Here is a 20,670-nt window from a genome sequence, read left to right as displayed (position 1 = left end):
AACCTAGAGGAATTTATCCTTTCGGGAGGGTGTTCTTTCTACTATAATGGGGATAGGTAAAAGCAAACAAGGAACGGCCAAACTTGTGGGCTATAGGTGAATCTGATGAGTGTAATGTATGCATTTCAGAAGATGGGGAGATCGCTAATGATCCCTATTGCGGTGCTGCCGGCAGCATCCATTCTTCTTCGAATTGGTAAAATGTCTTTTAATGATCCATTCCTTGTTCATGTGGCTCAAATTTTTGAGCTAGGTGGAAGTGCAATTTTTGATAATTTGCCACTTATATTCGCAATCGGTATTGCGATCGGATTAACTTCGGGAGAAGGCATTGCTGCTTTAGCGGCTGCTGTTGGCTATTTGGTCTTTGATAACGTTCTTAAACATTTCCAGATGGTTTCAGGCAGTTCGGAGCCTTTGGATACTGGCGTGCTTGGTGGGATGATGGTAGGAATGCTATCTGCTACGTTCTTCAATCGATTTAGTCATATTCAACTGCCAAAGTCGCTTGGATTCTTCGGTGGTAAAAGATTTGTTCCACTTGTGACATCCTTGGTTATGGTTTTTCTTGGTGTAGTAGTTGGGCTCATCTGGCCACCTGTTCAGCGAGGAATCAGTGAAATAGGTTTATGGGTTGTTGATAATGGGAACATCGGAGTATTCATTTATGGTGTCATGAATCGTTTGCTCATTCCAACAGGTCTGCATCACGTGATTAATAACATCGCTTGGTTTCAAATAGGGGATTTCGTAACGCCAGCAGGCAAAATGGTACATGGGGATATTTCTCGGTTCTTCGCAGGCGATCCTACAGCAGGGATGTTCATGACAGGTTTCTATCCTGTTATTATGTTTGGGCTTCCAGCAGCAGCACTTGCTGTCGTACGAAGTACTTCATCATCTACAAGGAAATTTGTAGCCCCCGTGATGCTAACAGCTGCATTGACAAGTTTCCTGACAGGTATCACAGAGCCGATTGAATTTGCATTTATGTTCGTAGCACCTGGTCTTTACGTCATTCATGCTCTGCTTGCGGGCTTCTCGATGCTCGTCATGAATATACTTCAAGTGAAAATGGGCTTTGGTTTCTCTGCAGGTTTTATTGATTTTGTACTGAATTGGCACTTGGCGACGAATCCCTATTGGATCATACTCATTGGCGCCGTGTATTTTATGATATATTTTATAACCTTCCGAGCGTATCTACACTTCTTTCCGATGAAAGCATCAAGTAAGGATGACATGGAGCAACGTGTTGAGATTGAAGCGGTTGATGAAAAACCTTCTAAGGCTGATCGACCAACACAAGTGCTTAAACATATCGGCGGAGCTTCAAATATTATTTCCATTGATGCTTGTATTACGCGGTTGCGTCTTCTGGTTAAAGATGACGTACTTGTGCAAGATAACGAGCTAAAGGAATTGGGTGCGATTGGTGTCATTCGGTTAGGAAAAGGAAATGTTCACGTTGTTTTTGGGACAGAGTCGGAACAAATTCGTGAAAGCATCAAACCTTTGCTAGGTACAAAATGAGAAATAATCAGGACAAGCCTAAATATACCCCACAAAGTGACGTATGCCTTCAAAAGCTATTCCCGTCCGCATTGAGCTTTAGCTCAATCTGCGTCTAAGCTTACCATTCAAAGCTGTCATACTACGTCGAATTGCTTCGATAAGAGTTTAGACATTACTTTGCGGGGACCCCGAAAACATAAATAGGGAGGTGTCTTATGATTGAACGGACGATCATACATGTGCTATCCCATAACGTGGTAATGGCGCATTTAAGTTCAGGCAAAAATTCCATTGCATTCGGTAAGGGGATTGGATTCAAGAAAACACCAGGCATGATGATTAGTGAAGGTGAAATCACGCAAGAGTTCCTTCTACACACATCAGAAGTATTGAAAAACTATGAACAAATCCTAAATGCAGTCGACGTGAAAATTATCGGAATCACCGAAGAAGTGATTGCCTACGCACAAAGCATGCTGGAAGGCGATTTCTCTGAAACAATCCATGCATCGCTTGTTGATCATATTAACTTTGCAGTGGAGAGACAGAAGCGCGGAATCTTTATCACGAACCCTTTTGCCTACGAAATTGGCTACATGTACCCTGAGGAATATAAAGTGGCTAAGAAGGCTGTTGAGTTCTTGAATGAACATCTGGATGTGAAATTACCGGAGGATGAGGTTGCTTTCTTGACGATGCATTTCAATAGTGCCCGTAAGAAGGAGCAAGCATCCGATTCTCTTGCGGTTGTCAGAGTGGTTTCACAAACGATCGAATCTGCGAAGGAACTTGGCTTTAATTTCGATGATTCGTTCTCGACCCTTCGTTTCATCTCCCATTTAAAAGGTGTCATTGAACGGGTTAAGTCAAAGAAAACTCTTCAAAATTCACTCCTTTCCAAAATTAAGGAAGAATACGGCGATACCTACGTGAAGGCAAAAGTATTATCGTTATTATTGAGTGATTCACTGCAATTAGAAGTACCGGACGATGAGACTGGTTACTTGACGATGCATTTGGAGCGCTTGCTGCAACGTACAGAAGTTTAGGTGAAATAAATAAGCTCGAGTATTCCCTTGCAACCTTTGTGGAGCAGGGATTTTTTGTGTGAATAGACGTTTTAAGGTCTGCGGTGGATTGCATATTTCTACATTGTCAGCTAAACTGACTGTTAGAGTACTTAGAGAACGGAGTGCATAGGACATGCTTTATAAGAAAATAGCCAAGCCCGTTTTGTTCCGAATGGATCCGGAGAAGGCGCATCATTTGATCATCGACGGCCTTGGTGCTGTTGGGAATGTACCAGGGAGCAAGCAATTGCTTAAATTCATGTATGGGGTCCCTGTATCTCCGCAATTAACGCAAGAGTTATGGGGATTACACTTTGGCAACCCAGTCGGACTTGCAGCAGGGTTGGATAAAAATGCGAAAGCGGTCAAAGGATTCTCTCAAATGGGTTTTGGCTTTATGGAAGTAGGTACGATTACACCCAAGCCACAACCAGGTAATGAGCTTCCTCGTTTGTTCCGTTTACCAGAAGACAAAGCACTTATTAATCGAATGGGTTTCAATAATGTAGGTACTGCTGAGATGGCAGACAACCTGAAGAAGACAGGAAAGCGAGCAATTCCAGTTGCCGTAAACATTGGTAAAAATAAATCTACGCCGAACGAGCAGGCCGAAGAAGATTACCGTGCTTGTATCGAAGCGTTATATACATATGGAGACTTCTTTGTTGTTAACATAAGCTCACCAAATACACCTGATTTGCGTAATTTACAACATGGCGATGATTTGAAGCGATTGTTGTCTACAGTTCGTGATGAGATGCAAGTCCAACATAAGAAGCACGGCGGTGCCGCGAAACCGGTACTTGTCAAGATAGCACCAGATTTATCGGATGATGAACTAGTTCTTACTGTTCAAATCATTAAGGAAAGCGGAATATCGGGTATCATCGCTACCAATACAACGCTCAGTAGAGAAGGTTTACGACATGCGAATCGCGAACAAGCTGGCGGACTTAGTGGTTTGCCACTTACAAAGCGTTCAACAGATGTGATTCGACGTGTGTATCAATTGACGGAAGGCAAGTTGCCGATTATTGGGGCTGGGGGGATTTTCACTGCGCAGGATGCGTACGACAAAATCCGAGCAGGAGCAAGCCTTGTTGAAGTATATACAGCAATAATCTACGAGGGACCGGGCTTGTTAGGCCAGATAAACAAAGGTCTGCAAGAACTGTTAAAGAGGGATGGATTCACACATATTTCCCAGGCAATAGGCGTAGATTCGCACTAGTTTCATTCAGGATGGAGGATACATGGATGGATGGACGAGACTGGAAGAAATTTTTACTGCCATATGAGCAAGCAGTAGAAGAGTTGAAAGTAAAGTTCAAAACATTACGTGGAGAGCTCAAAAGTCGTGAAGAGTATGCACCAATTGAATTTGTAACGGGACGTGTCAAAAAAATATCAAGCGTGTTAGAGAAAGCAAAGCGTTTGAGCGTACCAATGGATCAGTTAGAGTCTGGCATTGAAGATATCGCGGGCATTCGCATTATGTGCCAATTCGTGGAAGATACAGAAGTGCTTGCTGAACTTATCCGCAGTAGACAAGATATGAATGTAGTGTATGAGAAAGATTATATTACGAATAAAAAGCCAAGCGGTTATCGCAGTTTTCATATTATCATTGAGTATCCCGTTCAAACAGCTCTGGGTATGAAGAAAATATTAGCAGAAGTGCAAATTCGGACCCTGGCCATGAACTTCTGGGCGACGATCGAGCATTCCTTGAATTATAAATATAAAGAACAATTACCTAGTGAGGTTCGGGCACGTTTGAGTAAAGCGGCAGAGGCGGCCTATCTGCTAGATCAGGAGATGTCGAGTATTCGCGGCGAGATTATGGCTTCCCAACGGATGTTCGAAGATAATTCCAATCTAGTTAACCGTGTGCTGAGCAATATCCAAGAACTATATTTCTATCATCGTGTAAGAGAAGCCGCACAATTTCAATTACGTTTCAATGAGATCTGGGAAACTGAAGAAGGACTCAGTGATTTATCTGCCGATATCGAGGCTGCCATTTCTAGAGCCAAAAAAGGAGATAATAACTAATCCATGAGCGAATATGACCGATTGTATGTCGCTTTTCTGTATTATTGGAACGATCAGCGAGATTATTTCGAATGTCATGAAGTGATGGAGGAGCTTTGGTTGGAAGAAGGCCGAAATCCGTTATACCAAGGTCTGCTGCAAATTGCAGTAGGCCTTTATCATCATGGGAATGGCAATCCGAACGGTTCTATTAAACTTTTTAGTGCAGGGTTAGACAAGTTGGCTCCGTATCCGGATCATACGTTAGGCATCGATCTTGGTTTATTAGTGAAGGATAGCGAGGTTTATCTGGCGAAGCTTTTGAATTTAAAAGACGAACTGTTTCTTCCATATGATTTGGACATTAAGGTTCTGGATCAAGAGTTGGAAGATCTTCTGAATATTTTGAGGTCAGATCCACCTACAAGTAGTGAGCATGAGTAATGAGTAATGAGAAAGGACTTCTCACCGATGGTGAAGAAGTCCTTTTGTAAGTGAATTGATTAATGGCATTAACCTTTATACTTATTGAAAAAGGCTTTGAACACTTCAGGTGTATTGCCGACTGTAGATCCAGCTTCAGGAACTCCGCCAACAATGCGATCTACTTCTACGCCGTTTTTGTAATAAACTAAAGTAGGTGTGGATTCGATCTTGTACTTGTTCCAACCATCCTTGAACTCTTCCAAATTGAATTGTTTGACATCAAGATTAAGCTCTTTCTGGATCGGAACTAGAACTGGCGTCGTTACTTTGCAATGTGGGCAAGTTGACGCATAATAGTACTGGAAGAAGGTTTCTTTGTTCTTTAATCTTGCATCTAAATCTGCTGGTAAAATTAAGTTCTGGTAGTTCGGATCGTTTAATTGTTTCACCGTCTCTGGATTGAGCTTGGATGCGGCAACACCATATGGATTACCTGCATTCGCTTTATCCGAGGATTTGGTAGATTGCTGATTAACAAAGTATAACCCACCGAATAAAATGACAACTATGCCTAAATAAATAAGCAACTTCTTCATGTATGCACCTCTTTATATAATGTGAACTTTCTACTATCTTCTATAAAAAGTATAGCATATCCTGTAGGATTTCGTAAAAATATTGGCTGTTTCGTGACAACTCAGCTATAATACCGTTACACCGTTCATAGAAATAACAGAATGTCTGATCATATGGGATTTTATATAGAAAGCGAAGATGACGAATGGCGAAGCAGCTACCACCCCTTTTTAGGGAGAAAATGATTGATTTATTGGGTGAAGAGGAGTTTGAGCAGTTTCTCGCATCTTATGACGAGCCGCGAGTTTATGGATTACGAGTCAATACTGGCAAGGTGGAGCGGGCTGAATTCATAGAGAAGAGTCCATTTCAATTGACGGCAATACCTTGGGTGCCAGATGGTTTCTATTATCAAGAAGGTGAACGGCCAGGTAAGCACCCGTATTATCATGCTGGACTTTACTATATCCAAGAGCCGAGTGCGATGGCACCGGTGGAATTGCTTGAGGTAAAACCAGGGGAGCGGGTTCTGGATTTGTGCGCAGCCCCAGGCGGGAAATCGACACAGATTGCTGCGAAGCTGCAAGGTGAAGGTGTGCTAGTTGTTAACGATATCCATTCAGATCGGGTTAAAGCCTTGGTTAAAAATCTCGAGCTGCTAGGCGTGCGAAATGCCGTTGTTTTGAATGAAAAACCGGAGCGGATGTTGTCAGCTTTCCAAGGTTATTTTGATAAAATTTTGATTGATGCACCTTGTTCAGGTGAAGGCATGTTCCGTAAAGAAGAGGAAATGATGGGACAATGGGAGCGTCATTCTGTTCAGGAATTCGCTGCGATGCAGCGGGAGCTATTAGCGCAAGCAGCGGTGATGTTGGCCCCTGGGGGAAGGATCGTGTACTCGACCTGTACCTTCTCACCGGAGGAGAATGAGGCGCAGATCGCGGAGTTTTTGGACAAGCATCCTGCGTTTGATGTCGTGCCGATTGAGGGATTCAGCCCTGGACGTCCGGATTGGTTAAGGGAGCCGTGGTGCGAGGCGGATGGTTATAGTTCAAGGGCAAAGGATGCTGTGGCTGGGACGGCGAGATTGTGGCCGCATAAGTTGCGGGGTGAGGGGCATTTTTTGGCGGTTTTGGGTGCTGGCGCGAGTGCAGGTGCAGGTGCGAGTGCAAGTGCGAGTGCAGGTGCGAGTGCAGGTGCGAGTGCAAGTGCAGGTGCGAGTGCAAGTGCGGGGGCTGCCGACTTTGTGGCGGCAGCTGGGAAGCGTAGCGGCCGTCAGGCGCCACGGGGGAAGGGCCGTGCTGAGGCGCAGCCTAGCACGGGGGTGAGCTTGGAGCCGCTGGAGGCGTTCTCCGGTGAGCTGCTGCGCAGCGAGCCTTTCGCCCTGAGGCGGCTTGTCTGTTACGGCGAGCACGCGTATGCGTCGCCGGCGGGCTTGCCCGAGCTGCACGGACTGAAAGTCGTGCGGCCGGGTTGGTACATCGGCGCGCTGCACCGCGGCCGATTTGAACCGTCCCATGCGCTAGCCATGGGACTGCGGTTGCGCGAAGCCAAGCGAGCGTTGAGCTTGGCTTCGAGCGACGAGCGAGCCCTTCGGTACCTAAAGGGCGAGACGCTCGAAGTCGCGGAGAGCGAAATACTCCGCGATCCGCAAGAGACGAAGGCAGCCAAAGGCTACTGCCTAGTCTGCATTGACGACCATCCCGTCGGCTGGGGCAAATGGCTCGACGGGATGCTGAAGAACGAATATCCGCCCGGCTGGAGGTGGACCTAACGGTCATGAAACAAACACAACGACTCGATAAAATACTCGCCCATGTAGGCGTAGGCACTCGTTCTGAACTTAAGCGCCTCGCCAAAGAAGGCGCAATTTATGTCAACGGCGTGAAGGTCAAAGACAGCGGGATGCAGGTGAATCCCGATAAGGACATCATTACCGTAAATGGTGAAGTGGTGACTTACCGTGAATTTGTTTATTTGATGATGAACAAACCGCAAGGGGTCGTCTCAGCAACCGAAGATAATCGGGATCGCACAGTGGTAGATCTTTTGGACGACGAATATGCTCCGTTCGAGGTGTTCCCAGTAGGTCGATTGGACAAGGATACAGAGGGCTTCCTTTTGCTCACAAACGATGGCAAACTCGCCCATAACCTGCTCTCACCGCGCAAGCACGTTCCGAAGACCTACTACGCCAAAGTTGAGTGGGAAGTTAACGAGGCGGATCGGGAAGCTTTTAGCCATGGAGTAACATTAGATGATGGTTATGAGACGTTGCCTGGTGATTTGAAGATTCTACAGACCGGAAATGAAGTCGCTGGAATTCCTTCTGAAATCGAACTTACGATTATGGAAGGTAAGTTTCATCAGGTGAAACGCATGTTCCAGGCCGTCGGCAAGCAAGTCATTTTTCTAAAAAGAATTTCAATGGGCCCACTGGGACTTGATCCTGCTTTAGGATTGGGTCAAGTCAGGGAATTAAGCTCAGATGAGCTTACGGCTTTAAGAACAGCCAACGAGAATCAAAATTAACTATACAAAAGTACTAAATTATGGTAGTTTCTTGATAGTGAAATGTAATGGTGCGGAAGAACCGCCTAGTTATTGCTGATTTTTAGCGATGCTAGGCGGTTTTGCTATTTTCAGAGGAAATATGTCGAAAATAGGTAGACATTTACATTTATGACATGAGATACTAACAATAATTGGTTATACAGAAATAGGGGGAGTTTAATTTGAAAAAAACATATATGTTGCTTTCCAGTGTATTTTTATTCACAGCCTGCCAATCCTCAACCTCAGCTGCCGACTCTCCATTACCAACCTCGAGCGCAGTCACTACCATCAAATTAAAGGATGTTGCTGATCACTGGGCTATGTTTGCAATCGAAGGTGCTGTAAAAAAAGGTTATGTTGACGGTTATGAGGATGCTACATTTAAGCCTGAAAATAATGTTTCCCGAGCTGAGTTTGTGAAGATGGTTGTCACGGCGATCAAGGAACCTGTAAAAAGTAATTCATCAGGGGAGGATTGGTCATCTCCTTACCTAACTGCCGCAATAAACAAAGGTATTCTTAGAGAATCCGATTTCTCGATAGATGATGTGAATGCACCGATTTCACGTTTGGAAATGTCGCGTATTTCATTGCGGGCAACTGATGCGACTTTACAGAATAAAGCGATCCAAGTAGACAATGATTCGGTCATGTATAACGCAGCGAAAATAGGACTTATCCAAGGTTTAGTAAAGGGTGCATTAGAGCCAGAAAACTCTACTACGCGTGCCCAATCAGTGACTATCATTGAACGTATTCTTAGTGTGAATAAAGGTGGAACACTTGAAGTTGACCAGTATGCAATCGGAAATGCTGAGTTAGCAGTAAAGGGGACTAATATATTTTCTATGATTCCTGTTTTTGGTGGAAAACAAAACACTGACGAGCACTTCGGTTTAACTCCGTTTAGTCCTGAGAAGTTAGTTCTGGAAACACCAGATGGAAAATACAAAGGACAGATTGAACAAATCATTGCAGTCGATATGGATAATCCAAACGATCCTAATAGATCGGCTGTCGGGGATATTAGTAAATTAAAGTGGTGGGCAGCTGGGGTTAGGAAATTAGATTTTAAAGTATCTGACTTGAAAGATTACTATATAATTATAGTTAAGAGTCATCTGGATTTTAACAAGGATACATCCTTGTATGCTGAAAATTCCTCTCCTTTACTTAGTTTTGTAGGGATAAAAAGTCCAGATGTTGATGCATTAAAGAATGGTACTCTAAATACTATGGGGCGCATATTCATAGATCGACCAGGGGATAGAAATATGTATGTTATGCCTAAGAACGGATATATAACTGATGCGGGAATTCAAATTAATATTGCAGCACCATCGATTCCACCGCAACAAACTTATGGCAGAACAATCGTAGATATTACCGCACCTGTAAAGGTTAATTAGGCGGTGACTTTATGAGTTTATCGAAGTTTAGAAAATGGAACAAAATTATTAGCCTTGTTATGTTAGGACTTTTAATTTTCGGACTTTTACCCTCTCAATATTTTGGAGAGTGGTTAAGTAAGGCATTTGCAGCCTCAGTCACGAGTATGACCGCTACAATAGATTTTCATGGAACAGGTGCAGATGCTAACGGTAAGCATTATTCAAAGTACGACTATGTTTCGGGTGCTAAGATTAATGTAACTGTTCCTTCCGGAAAAATCATAAAGGGAATATTTCACGATGGAAAAGATGTTACACCGCCATCTGCCGAGGGAGTAAACAATTATTCTGGAGCTCTGAATGATATTCAAGCTATTGCTATCATTCCAGTGGCCTCAAGAAATAATACTGTAGGAACTCAAGGTTATTACGCGTGGTTTCGGTACATACCTACTGACTCTCACAAGTACAATTGGTATGCTGATGTTAAAGATGGAAACGGTAATACCCATCGAATAAACTGTGGACCATCATTAGGTACTTCGGATGGAATACACTTTCAGACAACAGGGGCACCTACCGAAACCATAAACGGACACTCACTCCCGACAGTTCCATACTGTGCATCTAATGAAAGTGCATTTGTATCACAAGGGGTTCATGATTTGGGGTTGGATTCAACAATTGATCAGTCATATAGAAGTACTATTGATAATACATTGATACCATATTCTGCGGTAAAACCTGATATTTCTTCTGGAACTGCTAAAGTCAATGAAGGGGCTGAAATAACAGGACCTACGGGGAAGGGATTCCCCCGCGAAGAAACAATAGACGTGAAAGAGGTTAGATCGGATAGTTCTGATGCAAGTAGATTTAGAGTTGTATATAATCAAAAGTTTACAGAATTTCTCGATGAATTCGATTCTAAACAGACCCCAGCTCCAAGCACAGGAGCTATGGTTAAAGTGTGGTTCGCCGCTTTTATTGTTGATGTTTTAGGATATTCATACGAATATAAGTCAACAGTCGAAGTTGTATATGAGGATCCATCAGGAGCTTCAAACTTAGTCGCAGGTGCAATTGTTAGCCCTTCATGTGTGCAAGTTAATACATCCACTGCTTTCTCATTTACAGTAAGCAATACAGGTGGTACAGATATAACAACTGCATTTAAAGTGAAGGTTTTGATCGATGGTTCAACTTTCCAAACTTTTAATTACCCAACAGGACTCAGTTCTGGTCAGCAGAAAACGGAAAACTTCACCAAATCCTTCACAAGCACGTCCCCATACGGAATCTCTATCCTTATTGATCCCATCTCAGGTGAATCGAACAACTCCGACAACACCAAAACCCTTACAATCACTCCCAAAACTTCTTGTACCGTTTCCCCTCCAGCTGAAGTCATTACAGCCAATTTTAAAATCGAAAAAGCCTCAATTGAATTTGGAAGTTACAACGGTGTTATAGCAGATGGAATTTCTGTTTCGGGTGGCGAGGGTTGTGGTATTCAACAAGTCGCCTATACGGTCTCGCAAAATGGAAACTCTAAAGTGTATTCGAATACCAGTGCTTTTTCATTTAATGTTGGGGGATTACCACCAGATCCAGGTTGGATGACAATCGGAACTGTCAGTGTCTCACTTAAAGTAACGTCCACATGTGGTGGAGAAGCTAATGCAGGGCCAAAAACATTCCAAGTAGTTTCGCCAGCATCTTGTGCAGGAGCAAATAGCCCACCTGTCGTACGTATAGGTTGGTTTAATGCTTATGACAGTGGGAGCATCACACCCGAAAGTATGTTTGCTGTAGATGAACGTGTTTGGCTGCGGGTCATTCAAAAACCAGCTATGCTTCCGGGCGATCACGATGAACCTTATGATCCTGACGGAGATCCTTACTTTTTATCTTGGGATTTTGCTGGTAGCTCTAGTTCATGGGTAAAACAGCTTAAAGCTGATTATGATCTATGGGATCATGAACCTAATGGATGGACGTATAATTTCAATGCGAATGTTCTTGGCAATCATAGTGTTAAAGTAACAGCAACAGATACATGTGGTAACCAGTCACAAACCTCGGCAAGCATGAACGTTGTTCCTCCCAACCCAATCCCAATTATTACATTACCTCCAAAAGTAGTCGAAGGCAGAACATATACACCAGATATTAGTTGTGCAAATAGTTACAGTCCTTATAGATCTAGGTCAATATCAAATTGTGACTGGCATGGAACTAAGCTACCTATATATCCAACATTCGGTGATTATGACATTCAACTTGATGTAATAGATAGCGCAGGATTACGGTCACTTAACACAGCGCATTCTACTCTAAGCGTCTTAGCAGATTTACCACCTGTTGCAAAATTAGACTATAACGATATCGGGATAAGAAATGTTCCTATTACCTTTCAAGACAAGTCATTTAGCCCTGATAGTGATCCAATTTCGGAGCACACAGTTACACTAGCTTGCGACAACAATAATAATGGACAATTAGCAGATGACACTCTAATTAATATTACTCCTGATGGTGGAGGGGATTTTACCTTTACACCCACTCAGGTGGCAAAAACTTGTAATGTTCACATTCACCTAAGAGAAGGTCTTGGTCTAAAGAAATCAACGGATAAAGATTTCCCATTTGAAGTGGTTAACCAAATGCCCGAAGTAGATTTCTCAGCTTTTGGTGTTCAACCTGAGCCTGCAAACATAACGACTGTTGCACCAACTGCCAATACAATCGTTAATTCGGCAACGTGGACAGCCTCTTCTTCAACAAGCTTTTCTGCACCAAAACTGTATAATTACAATGCAAGCGACAACTCCATAAGTACGAATAATATGACGAATTACGAACCGTATAAGTCTATTACTAGTTCTAATGTTGTAACAAAATGGTTTAGCACATACAAAGGTTATTGTCGTGATTGTGGTAATACAGGTGATTTAGATGGTTATTATGCTACTTTTAACAAAGAGAATAGAATTGCCAAGCATCTTTGGAAATCAGCGCAAAATACCGATGGCATCTACTTTTATAATGAAGACAATCCTCAAATGCCTTATGGAGCGACTTACAGTGCCGCAACACAAATTAGTAACAATGGCGGTTGGGGAGAGCCAGTAATACCAAAAGTTGAATGGGCTTTTAAGACGGAATATAACTCAGATATGTTATTTCAAAGACAAGGTGGCTATAACTCCTACTGGCAAACTAGTACGTATAATGATATCGTAACTAGAATTTCAGATATCTTGAATTTTACGAAGAACGATACCAACCAGTTAGTAACTCCTGCATATAAGGAGATTAAAACGTTAACTTGTGGATCTGCATGGTCTAATTCTCCTACTTGTCCACCTCCAGAGCCAAGTACATATCCAACCATGTTTACTGGTCCAAACCCTAAAGTTACAGATGGCGTGCTCATGGACTCGATAAATTGGGGCTTAGATTGGGATGGTTATGTTGTTCAGCGTGGAACCACGCAGATTAGCTCGCCTTTCAATAAAGATTTGAGTGGTAACGTCTACAAGAATAAGTGTTACTGGGGATATTATGATGGTTCCTCAACATCATGTACCCTAATCAAGTATAACAGTAGCGGAGCTGTGATATGGGAATATAGTAATCCGATCGCAAATTTTAGCCAAAACATCATTATAGAATACATATCAGATAATGACGCTAAGATTGTTATTAGATATGGTTTAAGAAAATTTGTTCTAGATGCCACTACGGGTACTGTTTTGCTAGACTTGGTAGGTGGGGGGAATGCCTCTGATCCGCATAACAATGTAATTTACTACCTAGGAGCCTTTAAGAATCGCATTGCTTATATCAAGCAGACGGTAGAGCCTGGTTATTACACCACTGTTGGTAAGAATGGTTTCTGGGATTTGATGTACTATGATCTAGGAACTGGACAAACTACGACGGTAGATCGAGTGAAAACATACCAATACTTAATTCAATATTGGCCAGATGATGGCGACATTCAATATAGACAACCTAATCCAAAAGCTACAATATCCTCAGATGGAAAATTGATTGTGGCTAACGGTGAAACAAACATACTAGCCTTTGACATGACTACGGGTGTCAAAGAAGTGGATATACCAACAGGAGTAGCATTTTCGAATTTTTCTGATTCAGGAAATGGAACTAACACATATGGTACAAAAAGCATTAATTTGACAGAGGATGGCACAATTAAAGTTGTGTATCAAGGAAATTCAGATTATGGTGGTAGTCAGAGTAGATATGAATGGATATTGTCTGTGAAAACAGATGTAAACAACACAACTGGAAATAGCAGTTATGGTTTCCTGTCTAACAATGATGCTAGTCTGTATAACGGTGATATCAGTATGAGAACCAAATTTAATCTAAATACGTATAGCGATAGCGTCACGGCAGGTCTCGGATTTAGAGTGCAAGATAATAAAAACATGTACAGAGTCGAAATGACACCGAATCTAATCAAGTTGACCAAAATTGTTAATGGTGTTTCAACTACGATTATGAGCAAGACTTATAATTCGAAGATCGGGGTATACACAGATATTAAAGCTAAGGTAAGAGCTAATCACATTATCGTCTACGCAGCTGGAATTCCAATCATTGATGCTTACGATGATACATTTGCGGATGCAGGATCTTACGGACTTTACTCCGAATCCCCGTATGTTGAGCTTCAAGGTTTCAATGCTTTGATTTATGAGAGTGGTGATACGGCAGTTGCCAATCAAGCGATTGTTAATATGCCAATTACCTATAGCACAAGTTATTCGGATATAGAGAACGATCCAGCTATTCCTAATCTAGCCCAATGGAAATTTACGAATATGGAACCTTATAAATTTCTAAATGCTGGGGACGGCGCATCCGATCCTGTTGGAACTAACAGCTATAATGGCATTGCTATTCAATCGCCAAGTCCTAGTATTTCAAAGGTCGGGATATTCAAAGTTGAATTCCAAGAACCGGATGATCCTGCACCAGATGGATTTAAGTATCCATCACCTGTCTTTGCCATGTTTCAGAAAATGTCCGATCCTGCAATTCATTCAATCCTTGTTCACAGAAGACCAATAGCACAATTTACGATTGCTGAGAATGCAGATCATACGATTCAATGGACAGAAACTGGCTACGACCCTGATCGCTGGCTTAGCGCGGTAGATTATTCATCCGAAGCGACAGGGAGAAATTATCAGACCACGAGAGGTATTTTTAACAACAGGTACAGTTATACAACACCTAGTGACGTAACTCAGTTAGGAAAGCTCACGAGGCCCACTGAAACAGGGCTATACACCGTTAGAGCTGCCGTTGCAGACGAATACGGTGCCTGGAGCGATTGGGTAGAACAAACAATTAATATTACGATCCCATTGCCCAATCTACCGCCAACAGCTGTGCTTACATTCCCAAATGGCACGCAAACAAATCCTAGTCATGTGAATACGCAACAGCCTACGAATGCATGGAATCAAACGGATCCAGATGCAGGTACAACGTTTGCCGCTTTCCAAGTCGTAATGAAAGATGAAATAGGAAATGTTTACGTTGACAGTGGGATTAAACCACAAGGAACAGCTGCAACTACACAGGAATGGATAACTTCACAAGCGTTAGCACAAGGACAGAAGTACCAAGTTCAAGTAAGGGTTTTCGATGGAATAGCTTGGTCTGCATGGTCAAACATAGGGTGGCTTATTACCAATCGTCCTCCAACTGCAACGATGTTGGATCCTGACGGTACACAATCTTCGCCAACACGATTTACTACTTTACGGCCAACACTGAAATGGAATCAAACAGACCCCGATCCAGGCACAACGTTTACATATTTTCAAATTCAAATCACGAATGAAGCCAACGATACCATGATTGTAGACTCAGGCCAGTACTATCAAGGCACATTTTCAACAACTGGAAGCTGGACTGTAAATGCCGATTTACCCGCTGGTCAAAAATTAAGAGTACGTGTGAGGGTATTCGATGGGATTATCTGGTCAGACTATTCACCACAAACATGGCTTTATATCAATCGACCACCAGTTGCTAGTTTCGATTGGACCCCTAAGCCAGTATGGGAAGGGGATGAGGTGCGGAGCATGAATGCTTCGATAGATCCTGATGGCGATATGCTCACATACGTATGGATCATTCAGGGGCCAGATGGGGCTACTAAGACTTTTACAACATCAAATTTTGTGCAAAAGTTCACTGATCCTGGTAGTTATCTCGTTACTCTCTCTGCTACGGATGGGTTTCTAACATCAACAGTCGTCAAAACGATCGCCGCGGTGCCTTTGACCATCAATTCTATCGTGACTTACACGGACAATTGGTTGATAATTCATAATCAGAAAGGGCACCAAACCCAAGTAAATCCGAAACAATTTTATGCTGGGGAAATATTTGTTGTGAAGAGTCAGAGTGCAGCCGCCCCAGTTGACGAGGTCATCGCATGGATGGATACGATTGGTTTGGATGGTAAGGCTTTATCTGTTTCTACAAAGTTAGAACCACAGTCCAGTGATTCCACAATGTTCAGTGGTGAACTATTTGATAACCGATTCCAATCCTTAACGGAGGGATTACCTCGAGGTGCACAGACGATTCATTTTCAAATTACGTATAGGAATGGTGTTGTGAGAAAGGAAGATATTCCTATTGAAATCATTGGGAATGCTGGGCAATCAGTTGGAGTTCATCGAGTGCAATAATGGATAAAGGATCTGGGAAGTCGTTATTGTTATTGTAAAATCAATGAACTGCTATGGCACCTATGGTACAATTAGTCGATAAGACAAGAGTGAGGAGAGAAAACCTTGAATTATCGATTAATCGCCTTAGACGTAGATGGAACACTGCTTAACGATCACCATGAATTAACGGATCAAACGATTGAAACGATACAGGAGGTTCATGATCAGGGCTGTCATATTGTTTTATGTACAGGGAGAGCACCAGCTAGTACATTGCCGATCCTGGAGCAATTGGGACTGGAAGGAACGATGATCACCCACAATGGCGCAGTAACCGTTCATGCGGATGAGCGAGGACAATCATTGGTAAATGAGTTCTCTTTTGAAATTAGTGAAATTGAAAGTATGTTGGCATATGCTCGCCGAGAAGGGATTCACTTCGATGTGTGTACGGCTTTTAATATGTATATCGAACGTGCAGGTGAGTATGAGAAACTGATGTACCAAAAATTCCTCATCAACCCTAAACTCGTTACCTCTGTTTCAGAGCTCGGGGTGCCGATCGTTAAGTTTACGCTTTTTGCGCAACCGGATGTGTTGGATCGTGTTCAACTGGACTGGGAAGCTCAGAAGCTGTATGGCAATTTGAGGATGATTCGAAGTGGAGATTTGTTCATAGATGTGATGAATCCCGCGGCAAATAAGGGGAACGCACTGAAGGCGTTGGCAGCTACTTTAGAGATTGAAGCCTCAGAGGTTATGGCGATTGGCAACTACTACAATGATCTGGAAATGATGGATTTCGCTGGATTGGGAATTGCTGTTGCGAATTCACCAGATGCTGTGAAAGAGGCAGCTGATGCCGTGACATCATCCAATAATGATGAAGGTGTTCATGAAGCCATACGAAAGTACTGTTTTTAAAAAGAAATCGGCGAAAAAACCTCGTATTTTGAGGTTTTTTGTCGTTTAAGGGGTTTTTCGGGCATATTTCGTATGATAGAATGAGAGAAAGACTAATAGATGATGGTGGTGTAATGATGAAGAAAAATCTTATTTCGAAGAATAAGTTGATTGGGACGATTGCCAGTACAGCAGTTTTAGCTGCTCCATTGGTACTAGCTCCTTCACAGTACAGTTATGCGACTACAATAGGAGATTCTCCCCCAGTTGTTCTAGACAAAATACATACGATTGTACTACCGCAAAATGGTGTGAAGTATTTAGATTTCAAAGCATTATATCAAGCAGATTACGTAAATATCACAATGAGTGGGTCGAATAAGGTAAAGGCTGGTTATTCATTTTGGGATGAAGGAATTTACGAAGTAAGGGCTTTAGACATTGGTGATGCAACATTTACTGTATCTGGGATCGGACATTCTGATGAACAAGAAGGATATGTGAATTTCACAGATACGTTTAAAGTTTCCGTTGTTGCTAATACAGCGAATCCGGATGCTTACAAATTTGACATTACAAAGGCATTTGATTTATTAGTAAAGTCGACACAAAGCAAGGACAATACGATTGCTATCCTTCAAAATATTGCTCCAGAAACTGTGGGAAACACGGAGCCGTTCTCTTACAATATTGACAATAGCCCTCCTTATCAAATTACACCAACATCTCCATCCGTTCTTCAGGCTGAGGTCGGGGTCCCCATTGACCAATGGTCCATTAACTATCAGATTGGTAATTATTTCAGTGATGATTATAGTAATTTATGTTATGGAGAAGAAGAAGGAGAAGAAGGCGGTGAGATTACACGTAGTTGTCTCTCACTAGTCTCTGTTGAAAGCAATGCGAATATCAATGTTACACCGATTTATGAAGGTGAAACACTTGTAGACCAAGAAGTTGTGCCTGTTACAGAAGGAATTGCTTACCTAGATGTAATTGTTACGGATCATGAGGGGGGATTCACGAAAGGACATATTCCTATCCACGTCAATCCGTATGTAGCAGCACCGCAATTTAAACCAACAAGTGTGGTTGCAAATCATTTTAGAATGCCAGACGTTTCTTCTACCCTGTACTTGTCAAATGACGCGGAAATTGACCTCAATGAGATTTTCTATAGTGAGGGGGATTTAGACTATTCGGTTTCTGTTGATTATGGTTTATATACACCTCATACGGCCACACTTTATCTGGACAATGATGCGAGTAAGATTACATGGTCGAAGTTAAATGAGTTGTTAACCCAACAGATGGGTACAACAGATACCGTTCGGAATATCAGAGGAATTACTGCTGTGACTTCAAACAAAGAAACGAACATTGATGTTAATATTCAGCATACCACGATAGATCCATTCCCTGCCTCAATTGACATGTATCAAAGCAATAATCAAAACAATCCAGCACTAACTAGTTCTTACATATTGAATTATAAGAGCGATCAAGGATTTAATGGAAATAAAATGCTAGTTACTCCGAGTGACATTCAAAATAATACTCCGATTTCAGTTACGGCATACGTATATGAAAATAATTATCTCAAATTCGATTTTGCTAATGAAATTAACCCTAATATTTCGAAGGTGAAAGTTTATGCGCACGATTCCATACCTGGTAATTTGTATCTAGATGATTTTAATTTTAGACTAGTCTCTCCAGCACAAACGCCTTTGGCAAACACCAACATTCCCACAGTCCACATAAAAAGTTTATACCCAGAAGTCTCCGATACATATTGGGCGAACAGAGCAGGTGAACTCGGAAACTTCGTAACTTCAGAACGAATACAGGATGTTTTTCTGGAATATTGGAAAGATCCAGATACTCAGGTCGTGACCGTTACTGCAGTATTCCGATATGAAGCAGCACAGGGAGCTGGAGTTCAACTGAATATCGATCCTTTCAATGGTACGAAAGTATTCCAAGTACCGTTCATTAAACCATAATGTCTAACCATAACCACATCATCTCCCTCATCCAGTCAAACAAACCCCAAGAAGCCGAAGCGGAGCTTCTCCGAGCCATCAAGGAGAAGCCTCTCGAAGCGCAGCTCTGGGTGATGCTTGGTGAAACGCTGCTCCTACAGCAGCAAGCAGGCGCTGCGAAGCGAGTATTCGACCGCGCGTGGCTGCTGGACCCGCAGGCCAAATGGGTGAATCACATCTATAGGGCGATGCAGCAGATGCCTCACGGAGATCCGCGACCTGATATCGATGATCTCCTGGTTGTTCCCAAGGTTACCGTAACCGCGGCGATTCTTTCGCACAACGAAGCTGCGAACATCGCGAAGTGTATCGTTGCTCTGCAAGGAGCTGTGGATGAAATCTTACTAGTGGATTCATCCACAGATGATACCCGTAGGATTGCTGGGCAATATCCGAAGGTGAAGGTTGTTCCGATCGTATGGGAGGACAACTTTGGAGGCGCGCGGAACGTCGGCCTGCAGCATGTCCAAACGGACTGGGTGATTTGGATTGATGCGGATGAGGTGCTAATTCCGGAAGATGTACAGGCAATTCGTGAGATTGCAGGTATGTTCGACCATTTGCCCATTATCCCAGCCCTGCATGTCTGGCATCTGAATAAGGTGAAGGGGACCATTCAACATGATTTCTCACAAGTGCGGATGTTTCCTGCTCAAAGAGGTTTGCGGTACTATGGTCGCATCCATGAGCAAATTGCCACTGACAAAGGGGTCTACCAGCTCGATACCTATCGAAGAGCAGTTAAAATCCGACTGGATCATAACGGCTATGATCCAACTGTGATTCAAAGCAAAGGAAAGCTGGAACGTAACCTTCGTTTGCTTAAGCTTATGATTAAAGAAGAGCCTGAGAATCCAGGTCACTGGTTATTCTACGGCCGAGAATCGTTAGGAATGGGGCTAGAGGAGCAAGCGGTAACTGCCCTGCTTGAAGCTGAACGCTTAGGCGTCCAAATGCCTTTATTCGGTCGAATGACGGAAATATACAGGCTCCAAATTCAAATTAATATGCAACGCAAAAACTACGGGGAAGCAGAAGCATATTGCCACAAAGCGTTAGCACATTCGCCTGATTTTCCTGATGCACATTATTTGCTCGCGCAAGTGAGAATGAGACAGGCAGATGAACTTCTGCGATTAGCAGAAACGAGTATTAAGCAGTCCTTGTCCAGTCTACCTAATTACCGCGGCAGTGTCAGCGCGGATTACCACATTGGCGAGTGGAAGGCGGCTATGTCGCTTGGCGAGTTGGCCTTACGTTCGGGGAAACTTGCGCGAGCGAAACAGATTTTCACGCAATTCAAGGATAAACCAGGTGCATCCGAGATAGTATCCCCTAAATTAAACGCTATTGAAACAGAACGACTGCGGTTGAATGAAACCGAACAACAAACGAATAAATAAAGACGATCATCATGCCTCAGTGG

The 20,670-nt window shown here is 42.8% G+C and carries 13 protein-coding genes; 12 read left to right on the top strand and 1 reads right to left on the bottom strand.

The features are described 5' to 3' along the window. The first annotated feature begins 114 nt into the window (after positions 1 to 114). From A8708_RS03370 to A8708_RS03350, 5 genes are all read left to right on the top strand, one after another. Entirely contained in the window at positions 115 to 1,533 is a 1,419-nt protein-coding gene (locus A8708_RS03370) for a PTS transporter subunit EIIC (RefSeq protein ID WP_068662176.1), read from the top strand. A gap of 197 nt (positions 1,534 to 1,730) precedes the next feature. Next, complete coding sequence (locus A8708_RS03365) at positions 1,731 to 2,564, top strand: PRD domain-containing protein (RefSeq protein WP_068662108.1); 834 nt, start codon at positions 1,731 to 1,733, stop codon at positions 2,562 to 2,564. A gap of 154 nt (positions 2,565 to 2,718) precedes the next feature. Further along, positions 2,719 to 3,816, top strand: a complete 1,098-nt coding sequence (locus tag A8708_RS03360; protein WP_068662107.1) for a quinone-dependent dihydroorotate dehydrogenase — start codon at positions 2,719 to 2,721, stop codon at positions 3,814 to 3,816. A 26-nt stretch (positions 3,817 to 3,842) separates the two neighbouring features. Further along, positions 3,843 to 4,640, top strand: a complete 798-nt coding sequence (locus tag A8708_RS03355; RefSeq protein ID WP_068662106.1) for a GTP pyrophosphokinase — start codon at positions 3,843 to 3,845, stop codon at positions 4,638 to 4,640. 3 nt (positions 4,641 to 4,643) lie between these two features. Then, complete coding sequence (locus tag A8708_RS03350) at positions 4,644 to 5,063, top strand: DUF309 domain-containing protein (RefSeq protein WP_068662105.1); 420 nt, start codon at positions 4,644 to 4,646, stop codon at positions 5,061 to 5,063. Positions 5,064 to 5,131: 68 nt separating this feature from the next. On the opposite strand, the gene A8708_RS03345 is transcribed toward A8708_RS03350, so the two are convergent. Further along, positions 5,132 to 5,641 carry a thioredoxin family protein gene (locus A8708_RS03345; RefSeq protein ID WP_068662104.1) on the bottom strand — a complete coding sequence of 170 codons (510 nt, stop codon included), beginning with the start codon at positions 5,639 to 5,641 and terminating at the stop codon, positions 5,132 to 5,134. 185 nt (positions 5,642 to 5,826) lie between these two features. Here A8708_RS03345 and A8708_RS03340 point away from each other — a divergent pair, with 185 nt between their 5' ends. The 7 genes from A8708_RS03340 (at position 5,827) to A8708_RS03310 (ending at position 20,647) form a co-directional block, all read left to right on the top strand. Beyond that, complete coding sequence (locus tag A8708_RS03340) at positions 5,827 to 7,395, top strand: RsmB/NOP family class I SAM-dependent RNA methyltransferase (RefSeq protein WP_068662103.1); 1,569 nt, start codon at positions 5,827 to 5,829, stop codon at positions 7,393 to 7,395. Between the two features lie 5 nt (positions 7,396 to 7,400). Next, positions 7,401 to 8,153, top strand: a complete 753-nt coding sequence (locus A8708_RS03335; RefSeq protein WP_068662102.1) for a pseudouridine synthase — start codon at positions 7,401 to 7,403, stop codon at positions 8,151 to 8,153. 203 nt (positions 8,154 to 8,356) lie between these two features. Beyond that, a complete protein-coding gene (locus tag A8708_RS03330; protein WP_068662101.1) occupies positions 8,357 to 9,586 on the top strand; it encodes an S-layer homology domain-containing protein in 1,230 nt (409 codons plus the stop codon). Between the two features lie 11 nt (positions 9,587 to 9,597). Beyond that, positions 9,598 to 16,314: a glycoside hydrolase family 78 protein gene (locus A8708_RS03325; protein ID WP_068662100.1), complete on the top strand. Its 6,717-nt coding sequence runs from the start codon at positions 9,598 to 9,600 to the stop codon at positions 16,312 to 16,314. Between the two features lie 105 nt (positions 16,315 to 16,419). Further along, positions 16,420 to 17,220 carry a Cof-type HAD-IIB family hydrolase gene (locus A8708_RS03320; RefSeq protein ID WP_068662099.1) on the top strand — a complete coding sequence of 267 codons (801 nt, stop codon included), beginning with the start codon at positions 16,420 to 16,422 and terminating at the stop codon, positions 17,218 to 17,220. A 116-nt stretch (positions 17,221 to 17,336) separates the two neighbouring features. After that, positions 17,337 to 19,205 carry a hypothetical protein gene (locus A8708_RS03315; RefSeq protein WP_068662098.1) on the top strand — a complete coding sequence of 623 codons (1,869 nt, stop codon included), beginning with the start codon at positions 17,337 to 17,339 and terminating at the stop codon, positions 19,203 to 19,205. Then, complete coding sequence (locus tag A8708_RS03310) at positions 19,205 to 20,647, top strand: glycosyltransferase family 2 protein (protein ID WP_068662097.1); 1,443 nt, start codon at positions 19,205 to 19,207, stop codon at positions 20,645 to 20,647. Before A8708_RS03315 ends, A8708_RS03310 begins: the two co-directional genes overlap by 1 nt. The last annotated feature ends 23 nt before the right edge of the window (positions 20,648 to 20,670 follow it).

The organism is Paenibacillus oryzisoli (assembly GCF_001653565.1).
GTDB classification, from domain to species: Bacteria; Bacillota; Bacilli; order Paenibacillales; family NBRC-103111; genus Paenibacillus_E; species Paenibacillus_E oryzisoli.
The sequence above is the reverse complement of the archived record's forward strand: the minus strand, read 5'-3'. Positions and strand labels throughout refer to the sequence as shown.

Excerpts from the sequence above, each read along its gene's own strand:
- A8708_RS03370 (WP_068662176.1), top strand. The coding sequence starts at position 115 with ATGTATGCATTTCAGAAGATGGGGAGATCGCTAATGATCCCTATTGCG.
- A8708_RS03365 (WP_068662108.1), top strand. The coding sequence starts at position 1,731 with ATGATTGAACGGACGATCATACATGTGCTATCCCATAACGTGGTAATG.
- A8708_RS03360 (WP_068662107.1), top strand. The coding sequence starts at position 2,719 with ATGCTTTATAAGAAAATAGCCAAGCCCGTTTTGTTCCGAATGGATCCG.
- A8708_RS03355 (WP_068662106.1), top strand. The coding sequence starts at position 3,843 with ATGGATGGACGAGACTGGAAGAAATTTTTACTGCCATATGAGCAAGCA.
- A8708_RS03350 (WP_068662105.1), top strand. The coding sequence starts at position 4,644 with ATGAGCGAATATGACCGATTGTATGTCGCTTTTCTGTATTATTGGAAC.
- A8708_RS03345 (WP_068662104.1), bottom strand. The coding sequence starts at position 5,641 with ATGAAGAAGTTGCTTATTTATTTAGGCATAGTTGTCATTTTATTCGGT.
- A8708_RS03340 (WP_068662103.1), top strand. The coding sequence starts at position 5,827 with ATGGCGAAGCAGCTACCACCCCTTTTTAGGGAGAAAATGATTGATTTA.
- A8708_RS03335 (WP_068662102.1), top strand. The coding sequence starts at position 7,401 with ATGAAACAAACACAACGACTCGATAAAATACTCGCCCATGTAGGCGTA.
- A8708_RS03325 (WP_068662100.1), top strand. The coding sequence starts at position 9,598 with ATGAGTTTATCGAAGTTTAGAAAATGGAACAAAATTATTAGCCTTGTT.
- A8708_RS03315 (WP_068662098.1), top strand. The coding sequence starts at position 17,337 with ATGAAGAAAAATCTTATTTCGAAGAATAAGTTGATTGGGACGATTGCC.
- A8708_RS03310 (WP_068662097.1), top strand. The coding sequence starts at position 19,205 with ATGTCTAACCATAACCACATCATCTCCCTCATCCAGTCAAACAAACCC.